2 protein-coding genes are annotated in these 1,669 nt (G+C 74.9%); one reads left to right on the forward strand and one right to left on the reverse strand.

What is annotated here, in order from left to right:
• Nucleotides 1-760: NsdA family TPR-like regulatory protein (locus H5J30_RS31685; RefSeq protein ID WP_508471047.1), on the reverse strand; the 760-nt coding region annotated here is incomplete at its 3' end.
• 193 nt (nucleotides 761-953) lie between these two features.
• Between H5J30_RS31685 and H5J30_RS31690 the strand changes: the two genes are divergently transcribed.
• On the forward strand, nucleotides 954-1,649 hold the full coding sequence (locus H5J30_RS31690; RefSeq protein ID WP_181791028.1) for a bifunctional DNA primase/polymerase: 696 nt from the start codon (nucleotides 954-956) through the stop codon (nucleotides 1,647-1,649).
• The last annotated feature ends 20 nt before the right edge of the window (nucleotides 1,650-1,669 follow it).

Below are 1,669 nucleotides of genomic sequence, written 5' to 3' on the forward strand. Positions count from 1 at the left end.
CGGCGGCGTCGGCGAGGCGCAGGGCCTGGACGTAGTAGCGCTGGGCGACGCCCGGGAGGCCCGTGTCGGCGGCCATGCCGCCGGCCAGCTCGGTCATCCGGGCGGCGGCGGCGAGGAGTTCGCGGCCGACGCTGTCGTCGTAGCGGCCGGCGAGCAGGCCGGAGACGACGGAGTTGAGGTAGTGCACGGTCACCGGCCGGTAGTGGCCGCTGCCGTGCCGGCGGTCGAGGGCGGCGAGGGTCGCGGTGGTCTCCCGTACGGCGGTGACGTCGGTGCGGGTGACGGGCCGCCCCGAGGTGCGGGCGAGCGGCGGCCCCGGCGCGCTGATCAGCCAGTCGCGGCTGGGCTCGACCAGCGCGGAGGCCACCGGGGTGGCGCGGGTCAGCACCTCGCGGCGGCCCACGTCGGCGCGCCACAGCTCGCAGACCTGCTCGACGGCGGCGGTGACGGTCGGGGCGTAGATGAGCCCCAGGGCGGTGCCGGAGTGCCGGGAGTCGGCCATGCCGACCTCGTCCAGGGTGACCGCCCGGCCGAGCTTGCGGCCCAGCGCCTCGGCGATCATCGCGGGCGCCTGGCCGCGCGGGCGCTGACCGCGCAGCCAGCGGGCCACGGAGGTCTTGTCGTAGCGCAGGTCGATTCCGTGTTCGCGGCCGCACATGTTGACGCGGCGGGCCAGCCCCGCGTTGGAGCAGCCGGCCTCTTCGATCACCACCTGAAGTCGTACGTTCGGCGTGCGTGCCTCGATTGGCCTGGCGGCCATGGGTAGTCCTCCCTCAGGGGGCCGTGCTCGGCCGGTTCCTGCCGGAACCGCCAGGACGATCATTTCCCGCGAAATAAGCGGAAAACGCCATGCTCCCCACCCGCGCATCCGTGCGCCCCGCTGCCGTAACGTTGCTGCGGGCGAACCCTCCGAGGGCCCGTAACCCCTGCTCACGGCTGGAGTTGAGCCGTTCGTGAAGGAGACCCTGGGAGCAGAGGCGACGCACGTACCCCGACAAGAGGACCCGCGCGAGCAGAGCGAAGAACTGCTGTCCGCAGCCCTGCGGTACGCGGAGGACCGGCACTGGGACGTCGTGCCGGGCACATGGATGGAGACCGACGACGGGACCGGCGCACAGCGGTGCTCCTGCGGCGACGCGGCGTGCCACGCGCCGGGCGCGCACCCCGCGCGGCGCGACTGGAAGGCAGCCGCTACGGCCAGCGCCACCACCCTGCGCCGCATGTGGTCGAAGCACCCGCGGGCGGCCGTACTGCTGCCCACCGGGCGGGCGTTCGACGTCGTGGACGTCGCCGAGGGCGCCGGGTGCCTGGCGCTGGCACGGCTGGAGCGGGCGCGCACGGAACTGGGCCCGGTGGCGGCGGCGCCGGACCGGCGGATGTACTTCTTCGTACTGCCGGGCGCGACGGCGAAGGTGATCGACGGACTGCACGCGCTGGGCTACGCCTCGTCGGCCTCCCTGGACCTGGCGGTACGGGGCGAGGGCGACTGGGCCGCGGCACCCCCGACGCGGTTCGGGACGAGCGGCTCCGTGCAGTGGCTGCGGCGGCCGACGGTGTCGAACCCGTGGCTGCCGGACGTGGCCGACCTGATCAGCACACTGGCGTACGCCTGCGGCCGGGAACGCCTGGGGACACGCCGGGGCGCGTAGCGCGCCGGGGCGGGGGCGGG

The sequence above is a fragment of the Streptomyces phytophilus genome, assembly GCF_013870535.1.
Classification (GTDB): domain Bacteria; phylum Actinomycetota; class Actinomycetes; order Streptomycetales; family Streptomycetaceae; genus Streptomyces; species Streptomyces phytophilus.